The following is a 5454-nucleotide window of genomic DNA, read 5'->3' as shown; positions in this document are numbered from 1 at the left end:
ACATCACCAACAGACACGTCCTCCACGAACTAAGAGTATTAGCCGACGCCGCAGCCGCCGTCGGACTCCGCGGCGGAGTCCGGCTCCGCGGCGGCGTGCGCCGCGGGTCCCGCCGCCGTGAGGGCGCCGACCGCCATGAGACCCGCGGCGGCGCTCAGTACGTCACGTCGTGTGGTGCCCGCTTCACGCGGGCTGTCTATGTCGTAGCCCATGGAGGCCAGCACAGCGGCGAGCGCACGGCCGCGCACGCCGAATGCTCCGCTTGGCGTAACACCCCGTACACCCCGCGTGCCCGGGCCGCGGGGCCGCCGGGTCAGTCGGGGATCGGCCGGTACACGGTGAGCGCCTCGGGGAGCTTGTCCAGGAGCAGCGAGGCGGGCGCGGGGGCGAGTTCGCCGTCGTAGGCCATCTGGGTGCCCTCCGGCAGGCCCGAGATGACCAGACGCTGCGCCTTGGCCGACGCGTAGAGCCGGGTCTTGGCCAGCTGTCCGGCAAGGGCCGCGGCGAGCAGGCGGCTGCGCGCGAACTTCCCGCCGCTCGCGATACGGACGTCGAGCAGCCCGTCGGCCAGGTCGTGCCTGCGCACCGGCGCGATGCCGGTGCTGCGGTAGGCGCCGTTGCCCGCGAAGAGCAGCCACATGTCCCTGGCCTTGCCGTTGACCACCGCGCGCAACGGCTTACCGGTGTGCAGGATCTGGGAGACGCCGAGCAGGGCGGCGGGCGGGCCGCCGATCTTCGGGGACCATTCCTCCCTGATGCGGACGAGTTCGGGGTAGGCACCGAGGCTGAACGTGTTCAGGAAGTACACCGGCTCGGAGTACGTCCGTCCGTCCGGGCCGATCCCGGCGAGCGGCTTCACCCGGCCGACGTCGGCCCGTACGGCGCTGCCCGTGGCCAGGGCGACGCAGGCGTCCGCGACCGTGTCGACGCCCAGGTCGGCGGCGAAGTGGTTGAAGGTTCCGCCGGGCAGGACCATCAGCGGCACGTCGAACTGCAGGGCCGCCGTCACGGCGGCGTTCACCGTGCCGTCACCCCCGCACACGCCGAAGACGCCGCCGCGCCGGGCCGCGTCCCTGGCCGCCTCCTCCAGGACCTTGGGCAGCGGCCCCGCCTCCTGCTCGTAGAGGATCACCTCCGCGCGGGGCAGCGCGGTCTTCAACTGCCGTACCGGGTCGAGAAGTTGCGGCTGCGCCCCGGACGAGGGGTTGACCACCACGACCAGGCCCTCGCCCTCCGGCAGCGCGGGCGCGTCCGTACGGGGGCGTGCGGGCGGCGGCAGCTGCGCCCTGGAGGGCACCATGCCGCGCACCGCGTAGGCGGCGCCCGCGCCGAGGGCCGCGCCGACCAGGACATCGCTGGGGTAGTGCACGCCGGTGTACACGCGGGAGAAGGCGACGGACGCCGCGATCGGGGCCACGGCCGCGCCCATCCCCCGCGACTCCAGGGCGACTCCCGTGGCGAAGGCCGCCGCCGAAGCCGCGTGCCCGGAGGGGAAGGAGCTGGTGACGGGCTGCCGGGAGAGATGCCGTATCACCGGTACCGCGTCGAGGACCGGCCGCGAGCGGCGCACCGCCCGCTTGCCCAGGGTGTTGACCGTGCCCGAAGCAAGGGCCAGGGACGCGACGCCGCGCACCGCCGCACGCCTGCCGCGCGCACCGCCGAACGCCCACATCCCCGCGGCGATGCCGAACCACAGCAGCCCGTGGTCGGCGCTGCGGCTCAGTCGCGGCAGGACCGGCTCCGCGGCCGGCCAGGAGCGGACGGCCACGCGGTGGAACGCGAGGCGGTCGGTGGCGCCGAGCAGCTTGCGGATGTGCGGTCCCTGGTCCTGGAGATCACTCATGAAGCCCCTATACCCCCGCGGGCCGTTCGCATCGCACACATCTTGCGCCGGCACTGTGACGTTCACTTCAATCAGTCATATGGCAGCTTCCGGCCCCACCTCACCGCGGCATCCCCTCCCCTCGCAGCGGCCCGCCGAGCTGCCGCCGACCGCGTGGGCCGTGCTCGGCCTGCTCTCCTTCCCCGGCGAACGCACCGGGTACGAGCTGAAGAAGTGGGCGGACGCCTCGCTGCGGCACTTCTACTGGTCGCCCGCCATCAGCCAGATCTACGCCGAACTGCGCCGCCTCGAAGCACTCGGGTACGCCACGTCCCGGCGCTCGGGCCCCGAGGAGCCCCGCGCGAAGCGGTCGTACGCCATCACGGCCGAGGGCCGCGCCGCGCTCGTCGGATGGGCGGCGGGCGTCAGCGACGCGGGCCCGCCGGTCCTCAAGCACCCGCTGCTCCTGCGGGTCTGGCTCGGGCATCTCGCGGCGCCCGGCCATCTGCGGGCCCTGGTGACCGAGCACATCGCGCACACCCGCGGCGAGCTGAAGGAGATCGACGACGCGCTCGCCCGCGCGGACGGCCAGGAGGCGTGGACGCATCCGCAGATCGCCCTGCGCTGGAGCTGCCGGCGTCTCGAAGCGGAGATCGAACTGGCCGAGGCGATGCTCGCCGACCTCGCGGAACTCGCGGATCCGGCGGAGCTGGCACAACCGGCGGCGGCGCCCGGCGATCACGCCGGGATCACCGGCTGCGCACCCCCCGGTCAACCTGCCGGGGACTCGCCCACCCAAGGGTGACGTGGCTCGCGGCGCGGGGCCGCCGACCGGTAGGACGGGCGGGGTCGTCCGCCCCCGCCGAATGGAGCAGTGCACCTGTGAGCACCCGCGCCGTCCTTGCCGCCGCCGTCATCACCGGGCTTCTGCTCGGCATCGTGGGGAGCAGAACGGACGACTCCGATTCTTCCTGGCGCTCCCGTACGGACGGTTCCATCGCGGAAGCGGGCCGTTAGGCTGCGCCATGCCGCGTGGCACCCCTGTCCTCGCCCCGCGGCCACCGAGCCGCCGTCGACGGAAGCGAGTGAACCTTGAACTTCCTCACCATCGGTCACCGCGGGGTCATGGGTGTCGAACCCGAGAACACCCTCCGGTCCTTCATCGCCGCGCAAGCCGCGGGCCTCGATCTCATCGAGCTCGATCTGCATCTGAGCAAGGACGGCGCCCTGGTCGTCATGCACGATGCCGACGTGTCCCGTACGACCGACGGCAAGGGACCGATCGCCGAGAAGACCCTGGCCGAGTTGCGGGAGCTCGACGCGGGACGCGGCGAGCGGATCCCCGTCTTCGAAGAGGTCCTTGACGCCGTGCAGGCGCCGCTGCAGGCCGAGATCAAGGACGTGGCCGCCGCCCGCGCCCTGGCCGAGGTGATGCACCGGCGTGATCTGGTCGGCCGGGTCGAGGTGATCTCCTTCCACGACGAGGCGATCGCCGAGATCTCCCGCCTCGTCCCCGGCGTCCGCACCGCGCTCGTCGCCAGCCGGTACGGCACCGACGTCGTGGAGCGCGCCACGGCGGTCGGCGCCACCACCCTCGTGCTGAACATCCGGCGGCTGACCCAGGAGATCGTCGAGCGGGCCAAGAAGGCCGACCTGCGGATCATCGGCTGGGTCGTGAACTCGCAGGACGATCTGCGCCTCGTGCGCGCGCTCCAGCTGGACGGGGCGACCACGGACTACCCGGAGATCAAGCGGACGGGCCGCTTCACGGCCTGACCGCTGCCCGCCGCCGTCTGTCGCCGCCTGTCGCGCCGCCGGTCGCCGCCGCGCTCAGCCGAGGGGCTTGACGAGCAGCTCGAACTGCAGGTCGTCCCGCTGCGGAAGACCGAAGCGCTCGTCGCCGTACGGGAAGGGGGTCATCTTTCCCGTACGGCGGTAGCCGCGCCGCTCGTACCAGGCGATGAGGTCCTCCCGTACGGAGATCACGGTCATGTGCATCTCCCGCACGCCCCACGCCTCCCGTGCGGTCCGCTCGGCCTCCGCCATGATCACCTTGCCCAGGCCCGCGCCCTGGAGCGCCGGGCTCACCGCGAACATCCCGAAGTAGGCGTGATCACCCCGGTGTTCGAGCTGGCAGCAGGCGACGACCTCGCCGTCCCGCTCGACCGCGAGCAGCTTGCCGGCCGGTGACTCGATGACGTCGCGGACACCCTGCGGGTCGGTCCGCTGCCCCTGGAGGATGTCCGCCTCCGTGGTCCATCCCGCCCGGCTCGAATCGCCGCGGTACGCCGACTCGACGAGCGAGACGAGCACGTCGACGTCCGCGTCGGTGGCGGCACGGAAGGTGACGTCGTTCGCGCTCAGGCGCGGTGCGGTGTCCATGGGGCGGGTTCTCCGATCTCTGTCGCCCGCCGCTGTCCGGCGCGGCGTGGGCGGGGCACCGCCGAGCGTATCCCCCCGCTAAGGTGCGGCTGCATGGTGCATGTACTGAGCAGCAGGATCCTTCTCCGTCCCACCGATCCGGAGCGCTCCCGCGCGTTCTACGGCGAGGCACTGGGGCTCGGCGTCTACCGGGAGTTCGGTACGGGCCCCGAGCGCGGCACGGTCTACTTCCTCGGCGGCGGCTTCCTGGAGGTCTCCGGCCGCTCCGACACTCCCCCCGCACCCGGCCTCCAGCTGTGGCTGCAGGTGGCGGACGCGCGGGAGGCGCACGCGGACCTCGTGGCGCGGGGGGTGGAGGTGGTGCGGGAGCCGGTGAAGGAGCCCTGGGGCCTGATCGAGATGTGGATCGCGGACCCGGACGGCGTCAGGATCGTCCTCGTCGAAGTACCGCAGGACCATCCCATCCGCTACCGGCCCGGCATCTGAGAGAACCACCGCAGGGACACACCGGGACGACGGCGGCTGACTCGGCGGATCGCGGGTACCCGGGTTCCCCGCCCGGCGCATCCGAGGTGCGCCGGGCCGCCCGCCGTCGGAGGATGAACCGGACCCTTCGCCCAGGAGGACCCGCGCGTCCGGGCCTTCGTCGTCGCCACGCTCGCCTGGCTCGGGTGAGCCCAACCCTGGAGCGATCTCTTATGCAACGTCCCCGGATTCTGATCATCGGCGGTGGCTTCGCCGGTATGGAGTGCGCGCACAAGCTGGAGCGGACGCTCAAGGCGCAGGACGCCGAATTGCGGCTGATCAGCCCGACGGACCACCAGCTGTATCTGCCGCTGCTTCCCCATGTCGCGTCCGGCGTGCTCACCCCGCAGTCGGTCGCGGTGCCGCTGCGCCGCATGCTGCGCCGCACGGCGATCGTGCCGGGCGGGGCCATCGGGGTGGACCCGCACGCGAAGGCCGTGATCGTACGGAAGATCAACGGCGAGGAGGTCGTGGAGCGCTACGACTACCTGGTCCTGACCCCGGGCAGCGTGACCCGGCAGTTCGACATCCCCGGCGTCGACCGCTACGCCGTGGGCGTGAAGACGCTGGCCGAGGCCGCCTGGATCCGCGACCACGTGATCTCGCAGCTGAGCCTGGCGGCGGCCAGCTCCGACCGGGCCGAGCGGGAGTCACGGCTGCAGTTCGTGGTCGTGGGAGGCGGTTACGCGGGCACGGAGACGGCGGCGTATCTGCACCGTCTGACG

8 protein-coding genes are annotated in these 5454 nt (G+C 72.5%); 5 read left to right on the top strand and 3 right to left on the bottom strand.

The window, feature by feature from the left end; genetic code table 11:
* Window positions 1-38: 38 nt before the first annotated feature.
* A complete protein-coding gene (locus ACQKIP_RS38450; RefSeq protein WP_427745207.1) occupies window positions 39-248 on the bottom strand; it encodes a hypothetical protein in 210 nt (69 codons plus the stop codon).
* A gap of 65 nt (window positions 249-313) precedes the next feature.
* Window positions 314-1843: a bifunctional phosphatase PAP2/diacylglycerol kinase family protein gene (locus tag ACQKIP_RS38445; RefSeq protein WP_365862490.1), complete on the bottom strand. Its 1530-nt coding sequence runs from the start codon at window positions 1841-1843 to the stop codon at window positions 314-316.
* A 79-nt stretch (window positions 1844-1922) separates the two neighbouring features.
* Here ACQKIP_RS38445 and ACQKIP_RS38440 point away from each other — a divergent pair, with 79 nt between their 5' ends.
* The 3 genes from ACQKIP_RS38440 to ACQKIP_RS38430 all read left to right on the top strand — a co-directional run bounded on the left by ACQKIP_RS38440 (window position 1923) and on the right by ACQKIP_RS38430 (window position 3598).
* On the top strand, window positions 1923-2627 hold the full coding sequence (locus ACQKIP_RS38440) for a PadR family transcriptional regulator (protein WP_365862488.1): 705 nt from the start codon (window positions 1923-1925) through the stop codon (window positions 2625-2627).
* A 77-nt stretch (window positions 2628-2704) separates the two neighbouring features.
* The gene (locus ACQKIP_RS38435; protein ID WP_365862487.1) at window positions 2705-2839 is read left to right on the top strand and encodes a hypothetical protein; all 135 of its coding nucleotides are present in this window, start codon (window positions 2705-2707) and stop codon (window positions 2837-2839) included.
* Window positions 2840-2914: 75 nt separating this feature from the next.
* Window positions 2915-3598 (top strand): glycerophosphodiester phosphodiesterase, encoded by a 684-nt coding sequence (locus ACQKIP_RS38430; protein WP_361199937.1) that lies wholly within the window; start codon window positions 2915-2917, stop codon window positions 3596-3598.
* 54 nt (window positions 3599-3652) lie between these two features.
* Here the strand turns inward: ACQKIP_RS38430 and ACQKIP_RS38425 are convergent, their stop codons facing one another.
* Window positions 3653-4204 (bottom strand): GNAT family N-acetyltransferase, encoded by a 552-nt coding sequence (locus ACQKIP_RS38425; protein ID WP_365862485.1) that lies wholly within the window; start codon window positions 4202-4204, stop codon window positions 3653-3655.
* A 93-nt stretch (window positions 4205-4297) separates the two neighbouring features.
* Between ACQKIP_RS38425 and ACQKIP_RS38420 the strand changes: the two genes are divergently transcribed.
* A complete protein-coding gene (locus tag ACQKIP_RS38420; RefSeq protein ID WP_365862484.1) occupies window positions 4298-4690 on the top strand; it encodes a VOC family protein in 393 nt (130 codons plus the stop codon).
* Between the two features lie 212 nt (window positions 4691-4902).
* A partial coding sequence (locus tag ACQKIP_RS38415) for an NAD(P)/FAD-dependent oxidoreductase (RefSeq protein ID WP_427745206.1) occupies window positions 4903-5454 on the top strand: 552 nt, incomplete at its 3' end.

The sequence above is a fragment of the Streptomyces sp. NPDC059900 genome (genome assembly GCF_050270335.1).
Classification (GTDB): Bacteria; Actinomycetota; Actinomycetes; order Streptomycetales; family Streptomycetaceae; genus Streptomyces.
This window is presented reverse-complemented; position numbering and strand designations above follow the sequence as displayed.

Bases quoted from the DNA above. Each gene is read 5' to 3' on its own strand.
- ACQKIP_RS38445 (WP_365862490.1), bottom strand. From the start codon at position 1,843: ATGAGTGATCTCCAGGACCAGGGACCGCACATCCGCAAGCTGCTCGGC.
- ACQKIP_RS38440 (WP_365862488.1), top strand. From the start codon at position 1,923: ATGGCAGCTTCCGGCCCCACCTCACCGCGGCATCCCCTCCCCTCGCAG.
- ACQKIP_RS38425 (WP_365862485.1), bottom strand. From the start codon at position 4,204: ATGGACACCGCACCGCGCCTGAGCGCGAACGACGTCACCTTCCGTGCC.
- ACQKIP_RS38420 (WP_365862484.1), top strand. From the start codon at position 4,298: ATGGTGCATGTACTGAGCAGCAGGATCCTTCTCCGTCCCACCGATCCG.